Raw genomic sequence first — 22920 nt, 5'->3', positions numbered from 1 at the left:
TTCAGGCGTTAGTTGTTGGACAGGGGGCTGCATACGTATTCATTACGGATTCGTGAAATCCTGTCGAAGAACGTTGCCATCGCAACGTATTCAGCTAACCACTTCTTCCGCGCGATGTGGTCCGATGCCATCCGGGCCGACACCGGAACGCCGCTTATGCCGCAGCGCAATAACCACCAGCGCAAACGTTGGCTGCACGCCACTGCCTGGCTGCTCGCCTCATCACCGCTCTTGGCGGTGGCCACACCGCCACCTGCGCCGCCCCGCGATTGGCGCGATGAAATCATTTACTTCGTGATGACCGATCGGTTTGCCGATGGCGATGCCGGCAACAACGACCAGGGCACCGGTGAATACGACCCCGCCGACGAAGCCAAATACAACGGCGGTGACCTGGTCGGCCTGCGCCGGCACCTGGATTACATCCAGCAATTGGGTGCGACGGCGCTCTGGATCACGCCGCCGGTGCTGAACCAGTGGTGGCATGCGGGCTCTCGCTACGGCGGCTACCACGGTTATTGGGCGAGCGACTTCAGCCGCATCGACCCCCACTTGGGCACGGTGGCCGACTACCAGGCCTTGGCAGACGACCTACATGCCCGCGACATGAAACTGGTGCAGGACGTGGTGGTGAACCATGTCGGCAACTGGCTGCAGTACGGGAGTGAGTGGCGCGCAAGTGATCCCGCGCGGTCGGCCTCGCTCGAAGTGGATGGCCAAGGTGCGCTGGCTCCATCCCAAGCGCCGTTCGACGCCAATGACCCTCGTGATGCACGTCAGCGAGAGCTCGGCATCTATCACTGGACCCCGAGTGTCCGCGACTTCCGCGATCGCCACCAATCGGAGAACTGGCAGCTGTCCGGTCTGGATGACCTCAACACGGAGAATCCCCTCGTGCGTCGCGCGCTGCGCGAAAGCTATGGCCGGTGGATCCGCGACATCGGCGTGGATGCGTTTCGCGTCGACACCGCCATCCACGTACCCGCGGGATTCTTCGAGGACTTCATGTACAGCGAAGATCCCGAGGCGCCAGGCATGGCGAAGGTGGCGGCCTCACGCGGCATCCCGGACTTCCTCGCGTTCGGTGAAGGTTTCACCATCGACCGGCCCTACGACAACGCGGGCGCGAAGTTGCTGGAAACCTACGCCGGCCCGCGCGGCCTGCATTCGATGATCAATTTCCCCCTGTACGGCACCTTGGGCGATGTCTTCGCCCGAGGTCATGCCACGGCTGAGCTCGCATGGCGCATCGACGACATGATGCGCACGCACGGTGACCCGTGGCGCATGCCGACCTTCATCGACAACCATGATGTCGATCGCTTCCTGGCGGGGAGTGATGTGACGGGCCAGCGACAAGCGCTATTCGCGATGCTCTCGCTTCCCGGCATTCCGGTCATTTATTACGGCACTGAACAGGCGATGCACGAACGTCGCCCGGCGATGTTTGCGAACGGGCAAGGCGCCGGTGGGCGTGACCACTGGGATGCGGCATCGCAGGGCTATCGCTGGCTGCGCGAGGCCATCGCCATTCGTCGCACCCACCCTGCCCTGCGTCGAGCGCACCCGCGACTGCTCGCCTCCAACGCGGCAGGCCCGGGTGGCATCGCGTGGCGAATGGAAAGCGACGAAGAAGATCTCGTCGTGCTGCTCAATACGGCCACCCATCCAGCACTGCTTGATGCATCGATGCTGCCCAAGGACAAGCACCTGCAGCCCTTCTACTCCATCCGCGCCGACCAGGATCCCGATGCGCTGCGATTCGTGGAGCAACAGGTGTGGTTGCCGCCGCGATCAGGATTTCTGGCGCGCGTCGAGCGCGGGCGGGGAGACACGCGCCGTGCCGGTGCCCCTTCCATCGATGCACTACCCGCAAATCCGTTGCGGGGGGATACGCAGGTGGGCGGCCAAGCGATCCCGGGCGATTGCGTGCAGCTGGTGGTCGATGGCGCAGCCGCAGGCGATTGTGCGCTTGCCGATGACGGCGGCCGTTGGGCGGCGCGATTGAATGTCAGCGAGATGATCGACCCCAGCATCACGCATCGCTTGACGGTATGGGTGCCGAAGACGGGCGCCATTGCATCGGCGCAAACGTTCAAAGTCCAACGCGAGTGGCGACTGGCCGGCGAGCTGCGTGACCCAGCCAACGACGATCAAGGCTTGGATGGGCGTTACCGCTATCCCACCGGTGATGGCTGGCCCGGCCACCATCCCGCTGATCTACTCGGCGTGCGTGCCTTCACTTCGGGTGGCGCACTGAAGATCGAGTTGTCGATGCAGGAAATCAGCACCACCTGGAACCCGGCCAACGGTTTCGATCACGTCGCCTTCGATGTCTACATCGACCTGCCCGGCAACCAGAGTGAGGGTCAATCACTGATGCCGCGCCAGCACGCACGATTGCCTGACGACATGCGTTGGGATGTGCATGCCCGTGTGGGCGGTTGGAGCAATGCCGCCTTCCGTGCAACGGGCAGTAGCGCGGTGCAAGATGGCGAAGCCTTGACGCGTGCGCCGCGCATCGAGGTGGATGCCGATGCCCGGACGATCACGCTCACCTTCGACGCGGGCATGTTGGGCGGTTACCCGGATTTGGCCGGTAGTCGCCTCCATGTCACCACCTGGGACATGGATGGCGAATACCGCCCATTGCAACCGGAGGCCGGGGCCAATGCATTCGGCGGTGGCGATGCCACGTCGCCCCGCATTATGGACGCGGTGGGTCCACTCCTGCTGCGTTGACCTTGCGAGACAGCAGAAAGGCAAGGATCTCGCCTGCCCGGTCGCGCCAGGCCTTTTCGCTGTGCTCGGTACCGGGGTAGACGCGGCTCACCCAGCCAGCGCCTTCGACAAAACCGCCTTTCTGCATCTGCACATCCATCTTCTGCTGATACGGCGCATAGCGGGCATCCAGGGTTTCGGTGCCATGGTCCATCCATATGCGATGCGTATCGGCGGATGGCAGATGATGGGCGAACCAATCAACCATCGCGCCCTCGCCTGCCGGCCAATGCGTCGACACCGCGGCGGCATTGCCGAAGACATCGGGATGCCTTGCCATCGCATACAAGGAAATCAGCCCACCCATGCTCGATCCCATGATGGACGTGTCGGCGCGACCCGGCCGCGTGCGGTACTGCGCATCGATGAAAGGCTTCAACTCGTCCACGATGAAGCGAAGATAGGCATCGGAGCGAATGTCGGCGCTCGCGAATGACTCGCGGCCGGGAACGCCACTCGTCACACGCGGCCCATCGACCACCGCCGGCATGTACTCCTCGAAGCGTCGCGACGTGTTCGCGATGCCAACGATGATCGCCGGCGGCAACGCGCCAGACGCAATCCCGCTTGTCATCGCACCATCGATATCCCAGTCGGTGTGGTTGAAGACCAGCGCAGGGTCGAACAGATTCTGGCCATCGTGCATGTAGATGACGGGATACCGTCGATCGCGGTGCGCGTGATAACCCGGCGGCAACCAGACATCCACATCCCGCGCCGTCACATGACGGGAGGCAAAGTCCTGCCAGCCTTCGATCCGACCGGTGGCATCGAGCGCCGGGGCACGCACGCCATTTGCCCATCGCAAGAACGCCGGCAACATCCGCGCCCAGCTTTGCTGGTTGTGTTGGCCGCCCGGCAATCGATACAGCACGGCAAAGGCGCGATCAGGCTGCGCGGCAAAATCCAGGTTGATCCAATAGCCCTTGGCACGCAGGCCGCCTTTCCCATCGACGCCCTGCAACAGGTCGCGACTGTCATCGATCACGTCGATCAAGCCATCGCCGTCGCGATCATCGGTTTCTTCCGCATCACCCACGGCGAGGAAAAACCGCGGCCTTGGCTTCCACTCGCTGTCTTCCACCAGGTGATGGGCGATGCGTGATGCCTGTACGGCCTGTGCATCCTCGTTGCGCGTCGATAGCCAGAACGATGGCGAGAACGCGCCCACCCGACCAAAAGTCTCGGGATACTGCCAACCCACCGAGAATGCATTCAGCGCGCCCAGCGACCAGCCCAGCAGACTGCGTGATGCCGCATCGCCGCGCGTGTTGTACCGCGCATCGATGGCCGGCACGAGCGTCTTCACCAACCATTCGGAATACGCATGCGCCTGCGTGCCGACCGGGCCGTACTTGGTCGGCGCGATGACCGATCGCCCTGCTGCACGATCGGACAGGCCATAACCCGCCATGCGATCCGGCGGCATGTCGATGGCCACCACTAACATCGGCCGTATCTCTCCGCGCCGCTGCAGGGCGGACACCGTGGCCTGCACGTCCACGGCCTCCAGATCTTGCCCATCGTTGACGTAAAGCACCGGATACCCCGGGCGCGCGTCACGCCGATAGCCCGCAGGCAGCAGGACGCGAACACGCAGCGGGGCCGATGACAGCCCCGGCGCAGGCACATGCAGGGTCTGGATTGCAGTGCGCGTGTCAGCGAGGGTGGCCGGCGCAACAAAACTCATTGCAACCAAGATGAAGATGCCGCACCCCACTTTCACGGCAACGGCACCAACAACACGGCCGCCCCGCCCCCCGGTGCGAGCGTCATAGCCATCGTGTCATCGGCGCTGACGATCTTCTCCTCGCGCACGAAACGGAAGCGGGCATCGCCACGCCAATCGGCCCCCTCGCCATCGCGATAGATCTCGGCACGATAGCGTTGGCCGGGTGTGAGGAAATCCAACTTGAATTCCACTGGGCGCTGCTGGGTATCGGTCATGGCGCCGATGGCCCACGTGCCGCTGCCGCGCGCCTTGCGTGCGATGGTGACGAACTCGCCGACTTCGCCATTGAGCACACGCGTATCGTCCCAATCCACCGGCACGTCACGGATGAACTTCATTGCTTCGGGCTGCTTGGCGTAATGCTCCGGCAGATCGGCCACCATCTGGATGGGGCTGTATAGCGTGACGTAGAGTGCCAGCTGACGCGCCAAGGTGCTCGGGATCTCCTGTCCGCCCCGCCCGGTCAAGCTGACGATGCCCGGCGTGTAGTCCATCGGTCCTGACAACAATCGGGTGAAGACGAGGTTGATCTCGTGATCGGGCGGATTGGGTGGCTGGCCCCAGGCGTTGTATTCCATGCCGCGTGCACCTTCGCGCGAGACCCAGTTTGGATAGGTCCTGCGCAGGCCGGTGTCCTTGATCGGCTCGTGCGGGTTGACCGCGACATGATGCTTGGCAGCCGCCTGCACCACACGCAGATGATGGTTGCTCATCCACTGGCCATCGTGCCATTCGCGGGTGATGTCGCCGCCCTTGCTGTCTTGTCTTTCGATCTGCCCGGCATCGCAGACATAACCGGTCTTAACCACGTCAATGCCGTACTCCGCGGCATAGGCCATGGACGCATCGAGTTGCGTTTCGTAATGACTGACCGCGCATCCGGTTTCGTGGTGCCCTACCAGATGCACGGCTTGGGTCTTGGCATACGCGGTCAAGGCCGGCAGATCGAAATCCGCCACGGGACGCGTGAAGTCGAAGTCCCAACCGTTGCCGAACCACATGCCGTCCCATCCGGGGTTCCATCCTTCGACCAGCACGCCACGGATGCCGTTCTGCGCGGCGAAATCGATGTAGCGCCGCGTGTTGGCGGTCGTCGCGCCGTGCTTCGACCCCGTTGCCCAGCTTTCCGTATCGAGGTGCAAGGACCACCACACCCCGACGTACTTCGCCGGCTTGAACCAGCTGACATCGCCCAACTTGTTCGGCTCGTTGAGGTTGAGGATCAGGCTGGATTCCACCAAACCACCTGCGCGATCACTGATCTGCACTGTGCGCCATGGCGACGAGAACGGTGTCATCCGCACGACGCTCGCTCCCTCCTTGCCGCCCGGCGCTAGATGCGCACGCAATCGTTGCCCATCCACACGGCGAAGCCACATGGCGGCGTAATCCACCAACGCTGCCTCGTGAAAGGACAGGTGCAGCCCGTCGTCGGTGCGCACGGTGATCGGCGTGTGCGCCTGCGACACCTCCGACAACGGCGTCTTTTGATAGAGGTATTCGTAACGATTCCACTCACCGGCCGGAATCCACCATGCGGTCGCTGGCCGGGCAACGGCGAATTCGCTGAGGTCGTCCTCGATCTCCACGCGCGTCGCATGGGGCTGGCGCGGCATCTCGTAACGGAAGCCGAAGCCATCGTCGTAGACGCGGAAAACCACATCGAAATGGCGCTGGGCGCGCACGGTTTCCTCGATACTGACGCGCAGCTCTCGATAATGGTTGCGAACTTCGCGTCGCTCGCCCCAAGGCAATTCCCAGTCCGCTTCGACTTCGCGCGTCGCTTGCTTCACCAGTTTCAGATTTCGAAGCAAGGCCTCAGCATTGCGGAACTGAAAGCCAAGACGGGAGTCCTCGAGCACCGGCTTGCCATCGCGGTCCACGCGATAGGCCAGACGTCCTTCCGGGTTGATGTCGAGTTGCACGCGGATGCGACCGTCGGGCGAGGTCACTTCCGCCACCGGATCGGCCGCGGCCATCGAACTCCACAGACACATCGTCAACGCGAGGGCATGCATGCGTTTCATCGGCCAGTCTCCTTGCTCGGGATCACGAACACCACGGCGCTTCGTCCGGGAATATTGAATACACCGCCGCGATGGCGCGCTTCATTTCGCACGCGTGCATCAGCTGCCGCAGCCGCCGCTTGCACTGGGTGCAACCGCCAACGCTTGTCATCTTGTTCCGGCAGATTCATTACACGCGCATCGGCTGAGGTGTTGAGGAAGTACAGCACCTGTTCGAAACCCGCATCGGATAGCCCGCGTCCATCGAGATGGCCCACGATGACCGCCGGATCTTGTCCGGGCCCGGTGTTCTCGAAGCGAAGGCGACGCTGCACCGCTTCAGCATCGTGCAACCGGAACAAGGGCGTACTCGCACGGATTTGCGTCAAATCGAGAAAGGCATCGCGCATGAACGTGATGTCGCTTGCCGATGGCTTGATTCCCTCTGCTTGCAGCAAAGGTTTGAGCAGGGCCCAATCCTTGCCGTTGTCCTGCGGCGGCGGCAGGCCTGCAGCAAAACCGTTGTCGCGGTAACGCCAATCGAGCCGATTGAACCAATCGCCCGAATCAAAGCTGTTGCGGTCGAGGGATTTCGAGCGCAGGACATCGATGCCGCCGTGGTAGTACGCCACGCCTTGCGAGAACGCCACCAGCGCAGCCCCCAGCAACTGCATGCGTGCGCGTTCGCTGGCAGAAGTGGCCAACGGCATCTTCATTACACCCACATCGAACAAGGTCGGGTTGTCGTGGTTTTCGACATAGTTGACGACCTCGCCAGGTTGGCGGGTGTAACCGGCGGGGCCGCCCGCGTAATCGATCGCGGACAAGGGCGTGACTTGTCCATCGGATGTCTGCATCCGGTAATCACGCAGCGTGCCCGCCAGCCCGATGCGAATCATGTCCGCGGCTTGCATTTGCGCCTCACGCGCAGGCAGTTCGCCTCGGCCATTGGGCGCACCGACCATGCCGGTCAACCAACCTTGCCGGGCCAAGAGCGCTTCACCGCTGTCGCAACATCCGCCGCCGCGCGCCGCATCCCGCATGCGGTCGCTGAAACTGGCGATGCCGCTGCCGGCCAGTGGCAACTGCGCAGCCTGCACGAAGCGTTTTCCATCAGCGATTTCGCCGAAGTTCCAACCTTCGCCAATAAAGGGGATGCGACGTCCGGCCACACGCTCGACTTCCTCACGCGACCGCAGCATCGCCTCCAAAGGCTGATGGCCCATCAAATCGAAGCGAAAGGAATCGATGCGGTAGTCACGCACCCAACGCACCAGGGTGTCCCGCATCAGTCGCGCCATCATCCGATGCTCGGTGGCGGTGTTGGCGCAACAGGTCGAGGTGGTGACCTTGCCCGCCTCGTCCAAGCGCTGGTAATAGCCGGGCACCAAGCGATCCAGCACTGCATGGGGCGCCTGTCCACTGGCGCTCATGTGGTTGTAGACCACGTCCATCCCCACGCGCAGTCCGGCGCGATGCAGGCCTTGCACGGCTGCGCGCAGTTCACGCACACGCTTGACCGGATCGGTCGCATCACTGGCGTAACTGCCTTCCGGCGCGCCGTAATGCAGCGGGTCGTAACCCCAGTTGAAGCAATCCCGCGCCGCCACAGCCATGACGGCTGCCTGCTGCGCATCGCTGTCGGGCGCGGCAGTGGGTATCTCGGGCGTGATGCATCCAACTTCAGGCACGGTAGCGATGTCGAAGACCGGCAACAAATGGATGTCGGTCATCCCTGCCTTGCGCAACGCCGTCAGGTGTCGCATACCCGCACTGTCTTGATGGGTGAAGGCGAGATACTTGCCGCGTTCGTTGACCGGCACCGTCATGTCGCCGATGGAAAAATCACGCACGTGCAACTCGTAGATGACCATGTCGGTCTGGTGCTCGAGCGCCGCGGGTCGCGTCTGCGCTGACGCCGCCCACCCTTCCGGCTGTGTGGCTGGATCCTGCAGGTCCAGCAGCACGCTGCGCACGCCGTTGGCCGTGACCGATGTCGAATACGGATCACTCACGCGATTGCGGACACCTCCCGTGCCTGGCACGAACACATCGACTTCGTAGGCATACACGCGCCCCTGCTGGCGGCCGGGAAGTGATGCGGTCCATGCGCCACTGTCGTCCTCGCGCTGCATCGGCAAGGCGCTGCCCTGCCCTGCACCGTCGTAGACGCACAGCGTCGCGTTCTGTGCCGTCGGCGCCCACAGTCGCCATTCGGCCTGACCGGGCGATGCCTGCCAGGCCCCCAGGTCTCGCCCATCGTCGGCGCTGGCGTAAAGATCATCCAAAGCACCGGGATGCTGCAGATAAGTGGCATCTATGACGCGACCGCGTGTGTCCAGCTGGGCCAGCAACACTTGGCCACGCAGCAACATCCGCACGTCGACATCGCCACGCAGCTGCAAGCCCACGCCTTCGCCAGTAAACGCGAAGCGGGAACGCGTCGCGTCATCCGCCTCTCCCGTCGCAAGTGCAATGACCTGCAGATCAGGCGCGGCAGGACGATCTCCCAACGCCGCACGCAGGCCGCCTTGTGCCGATGCCAGCAAACGGTAATGACCCGTCGCGGGTTTGCCGGGCCATCGCAGGTGACGGCCATCCAGCCAATAGGCGCGGGTCTCCCTCACACCCGATGCGTCCGTCGACAGTGACACCGTGTCCTCGCCATTGCAGGCGGCCGTATTCGCCGCGCTGGCCATCGCCGGTAGCAATGAGGCAAGGCACAAAGCCAGGCTCACCCAACGGGCGCGGCGCGCGGCATACTCGCGGCTTCGGTCAGCCTTGGGTGTGATTGGCATGTCGCTTCTCCCGATACAGAACATCACCATCGTGGGGGGCGGCACCGCCGGCTGGATGGCCACCGCGGCGTTGTCCAAGGTGTTGCCACCGCATTGCCGCATCCGCTTGGTCGAATCCGACGAAATCGGCACCGTCGGTGTAGGTGAAGCCACCATCCCGATGATCAAGCTCTACAACAGTGCACTGGAACTGGACGAAGCCGAGTTCATGCGTGAGACGCAGGGCTCCTTCAAGCTGGGCATCGAGTTCGTCGATTGGGGCGGGCTGGGCGAGTCCTACATCCACGGTTTCGGCACCATCGGACAGGACCTGGGCTTGGTGCCTTTCCATCATTACTGGCTCAAGCAGCGGCAAGCGGGCAAGGCGGCAGAGCTCGATGCCTATTCCATCAACACCTGGGCCGCGCGGCATGACCGCTTCATGCACGCGACGACCGACCGTCCGAATTCGCCGTTGGCGCAGATCGCCTACGCCTACCACTTCGACGCCAACCTCTATGCCCGGTTCCTGCGCAAGTACGCCGAAGCGCGCGGCGTGCAGCGCATCGAAGGCAAGATTGTGGATGTCGGGTTGGATCCGGAAAGCGGCCACGTCACCCACGTCACCACCGACCGGGGCGATATGGTCGAAGGGCAGTTGTTCATCGATTGCTCCGGCTTCCGCGGCTTGTTGATCGAACAGGCGTTGCAGACCGGCTACGAGGACTGGACCCACTGGCTGCCCTGCGACCGCGCGGTAGCCGTGCCCTGCGTGGGCAGTGGCGAGATCACGCCCTACACCCGATCGACCGCCCGCAGCGCCGGCTGGCAATGGCGCATCCCGCTGCAACATCGCATCGGCAACGGGCATGTGTTCTGCAGCCAATTCATCAGCGAGGATGAAGCCACCGCCACTTTGCTGGCAAATTTGGATGGCGAAGCGCTGGCCGAGCCGCGCGTGCTGCGCTTCGTCACCGGCAAGCGCAGGCAAGTGTGGAATCGCAACGTGATCGCCGTCGGCTTGGCGAGCGGCTTCATGGAACCGCTGGAATCGACCAGCATCCACATGATCCAGACCGCGATCGCGCGGCTCACCGCCTTCTTCCCGCATGCCGGCATCCAGCAGCCCGATGTGGACACGTTCAACCGGCATGTGAATGAGGAATTCCTGTCGATCCGCGATTTCCTCATCGCGCATTACCACGTCACCCAGCGCGATGACACGCCGTTCTGGAATCATTGCAGGACGATGGACGTGCCCGTCTCGTTGCAGCGCAAGCTGGATTTGTTCGCCAGCAACGGGCGCGTGTTCCGCGAGAACAACGAACTCTTTGCCGAAGCGAGCTGGATCCAGGTGCTTTACGGTCAAGGCATCCGTCCATCCGGCTACCACGGGCTGGTCGATGCGTTGCCTGAAGAAAAACTGGCCGAATTCCTCGGCAACGTGCGCGGCGTCATCGACAATTGCATGAAGGCCATGCCCGGCCATCGCGCCTACATCGAACGCTTGCTGTCCTGATCGAAGCGCCGGCGTCGTGCTCACGCGGCGCCGAAGAATACGCCACGCGCGGCCAATCGCAGGCCGCCCTCCACCCGCTCGCCGCCCATCGGGAATCCGGGTATCTGCAGCGGCGTGACGCCATCCGCTTCGGGCATGGGGATGTCGACAGGCTGATCCGAGAGATTGAACACGACACACAGCGTCTGGCCATCACTCCGCCGCCAGAACGCCAACGCGGGCGTCGGCACATCGATGAACGCGATGTCGCCTTCGACCAATGCAGGCTGCTGTTTGCGCCAGTGCAGGAAGGCGCGCGTGACATGCAGGGTCGATTCGGGATCAGCCTCCTGCTGCGCCACCGACAATGCGCGATGCGACTCTGCCACCGGAAGCCAGGGCGCATCGCTGCCAAAGCCAGCATCGCCCTCTGACTGCCAGGGCATCGGCGTTCGGCAACCGTCACGGCCCTTGAAATTGGGCCAGAACGCGATGCCGTACGGATCCTGCAATTGCTCGAATGGCACCTCGGCTTCAGGCAGGCCGAGCTCCTCGCCTTGATACAGGCACACCGAACCACGCAAGGACGCGACCAGCGCGACCAGTTGCGCTGGCAAGCGTGGGTGGGGATGCGCTCCGCCCCAGCGCGTCGCGACGCGCTGAACGTCGTGGTTGGAGACGGCCCAGCAAGGCCAGCCTTCCGGCATTCGGCTTTCCAGCGCCTCGACGGTCGCACGGATATGCGCCGCGCTGGATTCTTCGGTCAACAACTCGAAGCTGTAGGCCATGTGCAGACGCGTGGGCGAGACGTACTCGGCCATCGTCGCGAGTGAATCATCCGAAGAAATTTCACCGAGCGTGACGCTACCGGGATAGGCATCAAACAATGCGCGCACGTCTTCCATCAAACCCAGGTTCTCGGGACGCGTGTTGTTGTAGGTGTGGTACTGGAAAGCGTACGGATTGTCGGGCGAAAAGCCGCGGCCGATGCGCAGGTGTTCGGGCTTGGCCGGGTTGTCGCGCAATTCGGCATCGTGATACGGGAAGTTGATCGAGTCGAGGCGAAAGCCATCCACGCCGCGCTCGAGCCAGAACTGCAGGTTGTCGAGCTGCGCTTGCCTGACTTCAGCGTGGTGGAAATTGAGCTGCGGCTGCGAGCTCAGGAAGTTGTGCAGGTAGTACTGGCGACGACGCGAATCCCACGTCCATGCCACGCCACCGAAGATCGACAGCCAATTGTTGGGCGGGCTACCGTCGGGCTTGGCATCGGCCCAGACATACCAATCAGCCTTGGGGTTGTCGCGACTGGCTCGACTCTCGGCAAACCACGCATGCTCGATGGAGGTGTGACTCAGCACCTGGTCGATCATCACACGCATGCCCAATGCGTGCGCACGCGTGAGCAGCTGGTCAAAATCCGCGAGGGTGCCGAACAAGGGATCCACATCGCGAAAATCGGCGATGTCGTAGCCGAAGTCCGCCATCGGCGATTTGAAGAACGGCGACACCCAGAGCGCATCGACACCGAGCGCCTTCAGGTACTCGAGCCGCGTCGTGATGCCGGGCAAATCGCCGACGCCATCGCCGTTGCTGTCCTGAAAGCTGCGTGGGTAGATCTGGTAAATGACCGCGCCACGCCACCATGCATGCGTCATGGGGTTATCCCTGCCTCGAGTCCGCGCACTATCGCCGTGCGGCAGATGGTATCGCGATGAATACGTATGCAATTACGTTCCGGATGCCAGCAACTTTGACCTCTTCCACGAAAACCCTTGGATTTCGGCCATTTGCATCCCTAGCGATGTTTGCAGTGCAACATCCAACGCGCGACGAAGCTGGCAGGATGTCGCAACTGTCGATCTCCATGGAAACTTCATGTCTGCGAAACCCCGCCTCTCGTTCTGGCAAATCTGGAACATGTGTTTTGGTTTCCTCGGCATCCAGTTCGGCTTCGCACTGCAGAACGCCAACGTCAGCCGTATCTTCCAGACGTTGGGCGCGGAGATGGATTCACTGCCAGGTCTGTGGGTCGCTGCGCCGCTGACGGGCCTGATTGTGCAGCCGATCATCGGCTATCTGTCCGACCGCACTTGGACCGGACTGGGTCGCCGTCGCCCTTACTTCCTGGTGGGCGCGGTGTTGTCGTCGATCGCACTCATTTTCATGCCCGACTCGCCGACCTTGTGGATCGCCGCCGGCCTGCTGTGGGTGCTGGATGCGTCGATCAATATCTCGATGGAGCCGTTCCGCGCTTTCGTCGGCGACCAGTTGCCGGTATCGCAGCGCGCGAAAGGCTATGCGATGCAGAGCTTCTTTATCGGCGTGGGCTCGGTGATCGCCAGCATGTTGCCGTGGATGTTGGAAAAATGGGGGGTGGCGAATACGGCCGAAGCAGGCCAGGTGCCGGATACGGTGCGCTATGCGTTCTACGCAGGGGCCGGCGTGTTGCTCGGCGCGATCGTCTGGACCGTGCTGACCACGCGCGAATATCCCCCCGAAACCTTGCACGCCTACGACGAAGCGGCGCCGTTGGACCGACCGGCATTGGATCGCGCGCGCGCAACACGCTTCGGGTTCCTGTGGCTGGGCCTGGGTGCGCTGGGGCTCGCGCTGGTGGCGATGCAAGGCCTGCCGCGTGAGTTGTACCTGTTGGGCGCCTTGCTTGCCGCGTACGGCCTCGCCCTGCTCGCGTTGAACGTGGTCAACCCGGACAACGGCTTCTCGCAGGTGATGACCGACATTTATGCAATGCCGACCACGATGCGTCGGCTCGCCATCGTGCAGTTCTTCTCGTGGTTCGCGTTGTTCGCGATGTGGATCTACACCACCGCGACCGTTACTTCGGTCTATTACGACACGACCGACACCACTTCCGCCGCGTACAACACCGGCGCGAACTGGGTTGGGGTGCTGTTCGCGGCGTACAACGGCTTCGCGGCATTGGCAGCCATCGCGATCCCGTTCATGGCTCATCGGCTTGGCCTGCGCAAGAGCCACCTGATCAATGTCGCGCTGGGCGGGCTGGGCCTCGCCTCTGTGCCTTTCATGCCGAACGAAAACTGGTTGGTCTTGTCGATGGTCGGCGTCGGCTTCGCTTGGGCTTCGATTCTTTCCCTGCCCTACGCCCTTCTGTCTGACAGCGTGCCGGCGCAGAAGATGGGCGTGTACATGGGCATCTTCAATTTCTTCATCGTCATCCCGCAGTTGGTCGCGGTGGCCACGCTTGGCTACATCCTCAAGCACGTGTTCGCTGACGACCCTGCCAAAATCCTGATCATGGGCGGCATCAGCATGCTCGTGGCCGGCTTGTGCGTATTGCGCGTGCCGGAACCCGCCGCGCACGCGGCCTGACGGAACCCATTACATGCGCATTGCCATCGCCTCGCTCGCTGCAACCATTGCCCTTGTCATTGCCGGCTGCAGCCCATCACCAACCCCGCCCAAGATTGAGGCCAAGCCTGCAAGGGCAGCGCTGCCCGACTATTACGGCACGCTGGAACCCTTCGCCAGTGATGCGGTGTACTTCGTGCTCACCGACCGCTTCGTCAACGGCGACCCGTCCAACGATCATCGCGATCAGGGCAAGGCAAAGGGCGATGCGTTCTACACCTTCGACCGCCCGGTACCCGGCGCGCCCGCCGGCAAGCATGACAACGTGGGCTATCTGGGGGGTGACTTCAAAGGCATCGCTGACCATGCGCAGTACATCCGCGACATGGGCTTCGGTGCGGTCTGGATTACCCCAATCGTTGACCAGCCGGATGAAGCCTTCACCGGCGGCGAGCCAGCCAAATGGGAAGGCTTCTGGACCGATGGCGGCAAGACCGGCTACCACGGCTATTGGGGCGTCAATTTCTATCAACTCGACGAGCATCTGCCCTCACCCGGCCTGGATTTTCGCGGGCTGACCAAGACGCTGCGCGCGCACGGCCTGAAGACCGTGTTGGATATCGTGGCCAACCACGGCTCGCCTGCCTACACGATGCCGGTGGACCAACCAAAGTTTGGCGAGATCTACGACAGCAAGGGCACACTGATCGCCGATCACATGAATCTTCCGCCGGAAAAACTGGACCCGAAGAATCCACTGAACGCGTTCTACAACCACAAGGTCGGCATCGCCCAGCTTTCCGACCTCAATGAGCATGACCCGCACGTATTGCCCTACCTCGTAGGCGCGTACGAACAATGGATCGATCAAGGTGCTGATGCGTTCCGCATCGACACGATCAGCTGGTTGCCGCATTCGTTCTGGCATGCATTCTCGCAAAAGATTCGCGAGAAGCGTCCCGGCTTCTTCATGTTCGGCGAAGCCTTCGACTACGACGCAAAGAAGATCGCCGAACATACCTGGGCCGAGAACGCCAACGTCAGTGTGCTGGATTTCCCGCTGAAGCAGGCGCTGGCCAACCTGTTCGAGAAGCCTGCGGGCGATTTCGCATCGCTGGCAGAACCACTGCATCTGACTGGCGGGCCATACGCCAATCCCTACGAGCTGATGACCTTCTATGACAACCACGACATGCCGCGCATGAATGCCAGCGACGCCGGTTTCATCGATGCACACAACTGGTTGTTCACTGCACGCGGCATCCCGGTGATCTACTACGGCTCGGAAATTGGTTTCGAACGCGGCACCGCCGAGCATGCAGGCAACCGCAACTACTTCGGTGTCGAGCGCATTGAAGCGGCGAAGACCCATCCCATTCAGGCGGCGCTCACCCGCATCGCCAAAGTACGCGCGGCTTCGCCAGCGCTACAACGCGGCCTGCAGATCAACATCGAACTACAGGGAGATCGCGCGGCGTTCTATCGTGTGTACCAACATGACGGCAAGCACCAGATCGCACTGGTACTGCTCAACAAGGGCGATGCGCCGACCAAGTTCAGCATCACCCAGATGTTGCAAGCAGGCCAGTGGCGATCGGGCTTCGACAACTCGGTGCGCGATGTCGCGGTTGGTGGCGCGTTGGATTCCGAAGTGGCAGCGCATGGCGTACAGGTCTGGCTACTGGATGCGCCGATATCCAACCCCGCTCTGGTCGCTGCACTGGGCGCGGCGATGGCAGACAAAGGCGTGAGGAAGCACTAAGCCTTGGCTTGCGGATGCGAGGAATCGCGCACAATCAGGCTCGGCGCCAGCATCACCTGCTCCACCGGTTGTCCACGTATCTGCGCCATTAGCGCACCGACCAGCCGCTCGCCAGCGGCGGCCGTGTTCTGCGCCACGGTGGTCAATGGCGGCGTTGCGTAGGCCGCAATCGGAATACCGTCGAAGCCCACCACGGCCACGTCATCGGGCACGCGTAGACCGTGTTCGCGCAAGGCCCGCATCGCGCCCAGCGCAATGGTGTCGCAGGCCGCGAAGATGCCATCGAACGGCAGACCGCGTGCCAACAACACCTGCGCCGCGGCATAGCCGGATTCTTCGGTGCTTTCGGCATCGACTTGCAAGGCCGGATCGACTTCGACCCCCGCCTCGGCCATCGCCTCTACGAAACCCGTGTGACGCGCCTGGAATTCGGGCGCATGCTCGGAAGCGTCGCCGATGAAGGCGACGTGGCACCGCCCGATCGCAGCCAAGTGTTCCCCCGCCAATCGACCGCCTGCCACGTTGTCGCAACCGAGGGTGATGCCGGGCTGATCGGGCAACACTGCACCCCATCGCACGAAATGCGTGTCTTGCGCCACCAGGAGCTCCAGTTTTGCGCGATGAGTAACGTAGTCACCATAGCCCAGCAGGATCAGCCCGTCGGCCTTCATGCTGTCTTCGTAATCGGCATGCCAGTCATCGGAGAACTGTTGGAACGAGACCAGAAGGTCTTGCCCGTGGCGCGCGGCAGCCCGCGTCACCGACCCCAGGATGGCCAGGAAGAAGGGGTTGATGCCGGAATCATCCGCCGTCGGGTCTTCGAACAACAACAACGCCAACGTGCTTGCCCGCTGCGTGCGCAAACTGGAAGCATGACGATCCACTTTGTAATTCAGGTCACGCACAGCCTCTTCTACGCGACGGCGCGTTTCGGGGCTGACCAATGTGCTGCCGGACAGCACACGCGACACGGTGGCCTGCGAAACACCGGCCCTGTCCGCGATGTCCAGTGAGGTGATGCGATGCTTCTTGCGTTGATCGGGCAAATTCATCCGAAGAGTCTAACTCCGTAACCCGATTTCATTGACAACGCGCACGCTTAGCGCGGTATGGCCAGCTCCTCGACACGCAGGTTTTGACCGGCCGCACGTGGCTTGGCTTCGATGACCGCATCGCCAGGCAACCTGCCCTTGCCATCCAGGTGCGCATCCAACCGATCCAATGCTGCATAGACATAGGGCAACAAGGGAACGTAGTGCGGCGTGAATTGCGGCAGCGCAAGGAAGGCATCGAAGTGCTGGGCACGCCTCACCTGCCAATAGCGCACGTCGTCGCGGCCGCCTGCACGCGCGGCGGCCACGTACGGCGCACTGCTGAAGGCCATCGGGATCAGACCATCGTCGGCGCCGTGAACCACGATCACGGGCAGCCCTTCGCGCGGCAACGCCGCCCGTGTCTGAGCGACGCCTGCCTGAAGTTGTTGCGCGATGTCGCTTTCCTGAGTCCACAGCCCACGCAGGCAACGCAGGCCTTCAATGCCCATCTCGCCGGCCGAGGAAGGATCGATGATGTGGACGCCTGCGCCAGGCGGGATGCCGCTGCCATCGCTCCACCATGCGGCCCGTTCTTCCGCGGTGGCGGCGCGCGGTGCACCCGCCTCCATCGCCGAAAAGCGATATGCACACGGATGCGCATCGATCGACGAGCGCGTGTAGGCCGAGGCATAAGTCACGGCGACTGCGCGCCACAGGTCAAACGCGGTGCTGGTTGCCCCCGAGACCAAGGCGGCATCGCTCCAGCCGCCGGCACGCAGCTTGGCCAGCGCCGAGCGCTGCTGGGCGGCAAGATCGCGGCCTTCGATCACGCCATCGGCCACCATCGCCTCACACAGCTTCGCGGTATTGGGCATTGCGGGTAGACCAAGCGCGGGGAGTGCACAGGGCATCAGCAAGGCAGCCTCGGTCGTGTAGTCGTACAGCGCGCGGCTGCCATGCCCTTCCACCCTCACATTGGGCTCGCCCGCGACTACACCATCCAGCCAATCGCCCTCGATTTCCGCAGCCCGCAGCACCGCACCGCCGCCATTGGAAATGCCGGTTGCGATGACTCGCGTATTGTCGAAGGTGAAGGGTGCCTGGTCTGGAAAGGCCATGGCCAGGGCACGCAGGCCAAACTCGGCCGCCTGTCGCGTGTGGCGGCCCCAATCGGCCTCCGGATTGTCTTGCGAGTGCGCGTGCTTGACCGCGATGCCGTTGCCCGCCCCGGTCGCAGGGACGAAAGCCAATGCGCTTTTGTCGGCGCTGACGCGACCGTCGATCGCGACGCCCATGCCGGCATCTACATCGTAGTAATCACTGCCCGCGGCTTTGTCGGTGTGGACCACCGCACATCCTCGCGGCAATCCCCAGGCCGCACCGACGGCCATCGCGCCGTACACGCCACGCGAACCAGAGGCCACGCTCACGACCAGACAACGTTTTTGAGCGTCAAACGCATCCGGCACCTGTGCCAGTACGCGGTGCGGATGTCGCGCATTCGGCAAAAAAGTCAAACTGGAGAATTCACGCCCGGGGACGTTGGCCAGACTGCCGTAGGTCGAACCGTAGCCGCCCGTCGGACCAAGATCGGCGATGCCGCGCCAACTGCTCCATATCGCCCGGCGACGCAATTCCGCCGCCGTCGGCTGCACAGGGTCGGCAAAAGCCGGGGCCTGTATCGCGCGCAAGCCCTCTCCCCCCAGCCCAGCGGTGAGCAGGTCATCACCGTCACGATGGATGGTGGTGATGACATCGTTGGCAGGCATGGGCATCCGACCTCCAGGGCTGACACAGGACGAGAGCGCCAACACGGCGCCGCACAGCGTGATGCGCAGCCATGGCGCACGATGATCGGTCATGTTCATCAGCCGAGGATACGATGCGACGCCACCACTCGCATCGTACTTTGGTACCAAGGCAAGCCAGTCGCAAGCTGATAACGTGGTGAGATGGGTGCAACCTCTCTTCTCATCGCCGATGACCATCCGCTGTTCCGCGCCGCTCTGCGGCAAGCGGCGCAGGATGCATTGGGTAGCGAATTGGTGTTGCACGAAGCCGGCACGTTGGAAGCCGTGCTCGACGTACTCGACCGCAGCCCGGACATCGATTTGGTTCTCTTGGATCTGCACATGCCCGGCAGTCACGGCTTGGCCGGACTGGCGGCCGTACGTGCGCAGCACCCCGGCGTCGCCGTGGTGGTGGTGTCAGCGAACGAGGATCCGCGCGTAGTGCGTCGTGCGTTGGACCATGGCGCCGCCGGCTACCTGCCTAAAAGCTCGGGCCTGGATGAATTGCGCGAGGCGATTCAGACGGTTCTGGCTTGCCAGCAATGGCTGCCCGCTGCCCTGCGAACCGCCGTAGCCGGTGCGGCTTCGGCACCGGACGATGCCGTGCTTGCCGCGCGGCTGGCCAGCCTGTCTCCGCAACAATTCCGCGTATTGACCCTGGTGGCGGAAGGTCTGCTCAACAAGCAAATCGCGGATCGCCTGCAGGTACAGGAGCGCACGGTCAAAGCCCATCTTTCCGCGATCTTCGAGCGGCTGGGGGTACGCAACCGGACCCAGGCCGGCGTGGTCCTGCGCGAGTTGGAACTCAAGGATCCAAGCCGTCAACCCGTTTAGTTGGCAGAGACCCGACGCGCGGCAAGCATCCGGTCCAGCATCGACTTCAATGCAAGTGGCCGCAACGGTTTCAACAATAGCGGTAGCCCCGCGTCTTGCGCAGCCACTCGCACCACCCCTGTCTGGTCCGCACTCAGCAACAAGCAAGGGCGTTGTCCGTAATGGGCGACAAGCCGCGCATGCAGGGCTATGCCATCATCACCGTCGTCCAAGTGGTAATCGAACAGCCACAAGTCGAATGCACGCATTTGCATCGCCTGCTCTGCGGCAGCCCCATCGTTGCAAGCCACGACATCGACCCCCCACCCCTGCAGCACCGCAGCCAACGCAGCCAATGCTGACGGATCATTGTCGACCAGCAGTGCACGCACGCCTGATAATCCATTCGTGCCAGCGGGCAACCGGGATTGCGCTTTCGCCATGGGAAGATCGACTTGGAACACGCTCCCCTTGCCGAGATGACTTCGCAGACCGAGCGGCGCATCCAACACTTGTGCAATGCCACGTGCAATGGACAATCCCAGGCCCAGGCCCTGCCCGCGCGCCTGCTCGCCTCGACGGAACTCTTCGAAGATCAGCATGCGCTGGCTTTCATGGATCCCCGGGCCAGTGTCATGGATCTCGATTCGCGCGACATGGCCAACACGGCGCATGCCAATCAATACGCGACCGGAGGATGTGTGGCGTAATGCATTGGAGAGGAAATTTTGCAGGATTCGACGCAGTAAGCGCGGATCGCTTCGCACCCAGGCGGCGGTCGGCATGTAGATGAGCTCAAGCGATTGCTCGGCGGCAACCGCCCGCCCTTCGGAGACTAAGGGATCGAGGACTTCGGCCAAGGCGAAATCGCGAATTTCGGGCACCAAGCCTCCGGCCTCGAGCCGCGACATGTCGAGCAAGTCGGTGAGTAAGCCGGTCGTCGAGTCCAAGGCGCCGCTAACCTGTGTGATCAATCCTTGCGCTTGGGTTTCGTGCACGCGTTGTTGCAACGCGTCGACGAACAAATGTGCGGCATGCAGTGGCTGCAACAGGTCATGGCCAATCGCGGCCAGAAACCGACTTTTCGCATCATTGGCGCGCTCGGCTTCTCGACGCGCGCCATCCAGCAACGCGGTGCGTTCGGCGACGCGGTGCTCCAGCGTCTCATTGACGCGCTTGAGACCCACCTCCGCTTCTCGGAACGCAGTGACATCGGTGAAGGTGGCAACGAAGCCGCCGCCCGGCATCGGATTGCCCCGAATTTCGATGATGCTGCCATCAGGAAACACGCGCTCGGAAAGATGACTGGTGCCCGCGCGCATGTGCGACAGACGACGTCGCAAGGCCTTGCCCTCATCAGGCGGTTCATGGATGCCGGCGATCTCGCGCAATGCCCAAGATGATGCCTCGGCGATCGGCATACCCACTCGCAGCATCCCGGACGGATAACCAAACAACTCCTGATAACGCCGGTTCCATGCAACCAATCGCAATTCGGCATCGACCACGCTGATGCCTTGGCTCATGTTCTCCAACGCGGCTTCAAGCACACGTTGGTTGAAGCGCAGATCTTCACTGGCCTCGCCGACAATCGCAGCCACGGTGTCGAGGTCGGCGCCCTGCTGATCACGTCGTGCGGCATCCAGCAAAAGACGCGCCGATGCGCTGCCCAAAATTGCGGCCAACTCATGTTCCATCCGCGATTCGATCACCGCCGGCACCGGGCCTTGCGCCGGGGCCTGACGCAAGACTTCATCCACCCTGTGCGCAGGCAGGAAACGACGGCCCGCATTGCGCAATGTTTGCTTGTCCGAGCCGCGCGCTTCACGCCGGTTAGGCGCACTTTGCATCCCACCTACCAGCAGGGTGGCGATGCTGCCTATGAACAGACTCACACCCACCGCACGCCCAAGCCGGCTCCAACCGGTCAGGCCGAACAAGGCATCCGGTGCCAGCCAATGCAGGCCCAGCGGTCCATCACGCAACCACGCGGGGTCGGCATCGAGCGTGGCGGCAATCGTCGGCACCAACATCACCCATGACCACGCTGCGAATCCTGCCAAGACACCTACTGTCGCAGCGCTCGCAGGTGTTTGCGGGCGCCACACGGCAAAGGCCAACGCAGGCGCCAAGGTGGCCAGGGCGGAAAACGAGACCGCGCCCACATCGGCCAGCGCTTCGTTGCCGCTGACCAAGCGACTGTAGGCCCAGCCCAGCAACATGATGGCGACGATGCCGATCCGGCGCAGCATCAACAGGTCACCACTGCGATCCCCACCCTGCCCACGTGCCCACGCACCACGAAGCAAACCCGGTGCGAACCAGTGATTGCCGATCATGAGGCTGAGCGCCAACGTACCGACGATGACCATGCCCGTCGCCGCACTCAGACCGCCAAGAAACACCAGCAACGCGATGGATTGATTGCCCTGCGCCAAGGGCAAGGCCAGCGCGTACATGTCGGACGGCACCTTGTCGCCGAACAATGCCGTACCCGCGCGCGCCAATGCCAATGTGGGTAACGCGATCAACAGCAGGTAAAGCGGAAACTGCCAGCGCGCCGTGCGTATATCACGCTCGTCACGACACTCCACGACGCCAATGTGGAATTGATGCGGCATCAAGAACATCGCGAGCGCGCCAAGAATCACCAAGGGCATGAAGCCGCCGGCCGATTGCACGGGCAAGCGTGACGGCGTGGCCGCAATGTCACCGATACCGAACCAGACGAACGCACCCAGAACCAACATCGCGAACAACTTGAACATCGACTCGAAGGCGACGGCCATCACCAGGCCACGATTGTGCTCGGCGGCACTGGCGCGACGCGTGCCAAACAGGATCGCGAACACGGCCATCGCCAAGGCCACGTACAAGGCGCTGTCCCGCCAGAACGGCGACGCGCCTTGGGGCACACCTTCAGGGCCTGAGGTCAGCGTTGAAAAGCTCAAGGTCACCGCCTGCAACTGCAGCGCGATGTACGGGATCAAACCCAGCACAGTGACCAACGTGATCGTGGCGGCCAACCACGCATCCTTGCCCAGGCGCGTGGCGATCAAATCAGCGAGCGACGTGGCATTGCTTTCGCGCGCCAAACGCACCAACCGGATCATGAAGAATACGGCCAACGCATAGAACGCGATCGCACCGATGAATGTAGGTGGCAACGGCCAACCGTAGCGCGCAGCTTGGGTCACCGTGCCGTAAAACGTCCACGATGTGCAATGCACTGCCAAGGACAGTGGGTACACATGACGCCAATGGCCTGCCATGAGTTGCGGGCGACGTTCCGCCACCACGGCCACGATGAACATCAGGAGCAGCCAGGCCAGGCTGCTGGCGATCACAACGCCGGTGCTCAGCATGTGGTGGTCGACTCGTGAGGCATGTATGCGTC

12 protein-coding genes are annotated in these 22920 nt (G+C 62.8%); 5 read left to right on the top strand and 7 right to left on the bottom strand.

Annotation, left to right across the window (positions count from 1 at the left end; genetic code table 11):
• Window positions 1–156 precede the first annotated feature (156 nt).
• Entirely contained in the window at window positions 157–2742 is a 2586-nt protein-coding gene (locus BW989_RS09310) for an alpha-amylase family glycosyl hydrolase (RefSeq protein ID WP_165688581.1), read from the top strand.
• Here BW989_RS09310 and BW989_RS12610 read toward each other — a convergent pair.
• From BW989_RS12610 to BW989_RS09290, 3 genes are read right to left on the bottom strand one after another with little or no spacing between them, the layout of a single operon-like run.
• On the bottom strand, window positions 2708–4471 hold the full coding sequence (locus tag BW989_RS12610) for an alpha/beta hydrolase-fold protein (RefSeq protein ID WP_165688580.1): 1764 nt from the start codon (window positions 4469–4471) through the stop codon (window positions 2708–2710). The two genes, BW989_RS09310 and BW989_RS12610, sit on opposite strands and share 35 nt — an antisense overlap.
• A gap of 32 nt (window positions 4472–4503) precedes the next feature.
• Window positions 4504–6510, bottom strand: coding sequence for a glycoside hydrolase family 97 protein (locus tag BW989_RS09295; protein ID WP_242651423.1), 2007 nt, complete (start codon window positions 6508–6510; stop codon window positions 4504–4506).
• Between the two features lie 26 nt (window positions 6511–6536).
• Window positions 6537–9317 (bottom strand): alpha-1,6-glucosidase domain-containing protein, encoded by a 2781-nt coding sequence (locus tag BW989_RS09290; RefSeq protein ID WP_083688451.1) that lies wholly within the window; start codon window positions 9315–9317, stop codon window positions 6537–6539.
• Here BW989_RS09290 and BW989_RS09285 point away from each other — a divergent pair.
• On the top strand, window positions 9316–10815 hold the full coding sequence (locus tag BW989_RS09285) for a tryptophan halogenase family protein (protein WP_076587603.1): 1500 nt from the start codon (window positions 9316–9318) through the stop codon (window positions 10813–10815). The two genes, BW989_RS09290 and BW989_RS09285, sit on opposite strands and share 2 nt — an antisense overlap.
• Window positions 10816–10835: 20 nt before the next feature.
• Here the strand turns inward: BW989_RS09285 and BW989_RS09280 are convergent, their stop codons facing one another.
• A complete protein-coding gene (locus tag BW989_RS09280) occupies window positions 10836–12449 on the bottom strand; it encodes an alpha-glucosidase family protein (RefSeq protein WP_076587602.1) in 1614 nt (537 codons plus the stop codon).
• Between the two features lie 220 nt (window positions 12450–12669).
• On the opposite strand from BW989_RS09280, the gene BW989_RS09275 reads away from it, so the two are divergent.
• Together BW989_RS09275 and BW989_RS09270 are read left to right on the top strand one after the other, a co-directional pair.
• A complete protein-coding gene (locus BW989_RS09275) occupies window positions 12670–14145 on the top strand; it encodes an MFS transporter (RefSeq protein WP_076587601.1) in 1476 nt (491 codons plus the stop codon).
• A gap of 13 nt (window positions 14146–14158) precedes the next feature.
• Window positions 14159–15886, top strand: coding sequence for an alpha-amylase family glycosyl hydrolase (locus BW989_RS09270; RefSeq protein WP_076587599.1), 1728 nt, complete (start codon window positions 14159–14161; stop codon window positions 15884–15886).
• Here the strand turns inward: BW989_RS09270 and BW989_RS09265 are convergent.
• A complete protein-coding gene (locus BW989_RS09265) occupies window positions 15883–16938 on the bottom strand; it encodes a LacI family DNA-binding transcriptional regulator (RefSeq protein ID WP_076587597.1) in 1056 nt (351 codons plus the stop codon). The genes BW989_RS09270 and BW989_RS09265 overlap by 4 nt on opposite strands.
• Before the next feature lie 47 nt (window positions 16939–16985).
• Window positions 16986–18788: a 3-hydroxybutyrate oligomer hydrolase family protein gene (locus BW989_RS09260; RefSeq protein ID WP_083688449.1), complete on the bottom strand. Its 1803-nt coding sequence runs from the start codon at window positions 18786–18788 to the stop codon at window positions 16986–16988.
• Between the two features lie 84 nt (window positions 18789–18872).
• On the opposite strand from BW989_RS09260, the gene BW989_RS09255 reads away from it, so the two are divergent.
• On the top strand, window positions 18873–19544 hold the full coding sequence (locus BW989_RS09255; protein WP_076587595.1) for a response regulator transcription factor: 672 nt from the start codon (window positions 18873–18875) through the stop codon (window positions 19542–19544).
• Here the strand turns inward: BW989_RS09255 and BW989_RS09250 are convergent.
• A complete protein-coding gene (locus BW989_RS09250; RefSeq protein ID WP_076587593.1) occupies window positions 19541–22888 on the bottom strand; it encodes a hybrid sensor histidine kinase/response regulator in 3348 nt (1115 codons plus the stop codon). The two genes, BW989_RS09255 and BW989_RS09250, sit on opposite strands and share 4 nt — an antisense overlap.
• Between the last annotated feature and the right edge of the window lie 32 nt (window positions 22889–22920).

Source organism: Solilutibacter tolerans (assembly GCF_900155935.1).
GTDB lineage: Bacteria > Pseudomonadota > Gammaproteobacteria > Xanthomonadales > Xanthomonadaceae > Solilutibacter > Solilutibacter tolerans.
The sequence above is the reverse complement of the archived record's forward strand: the minus strand, read 5'-3'. Positions and strand labels throughout refer to the sequence as shown.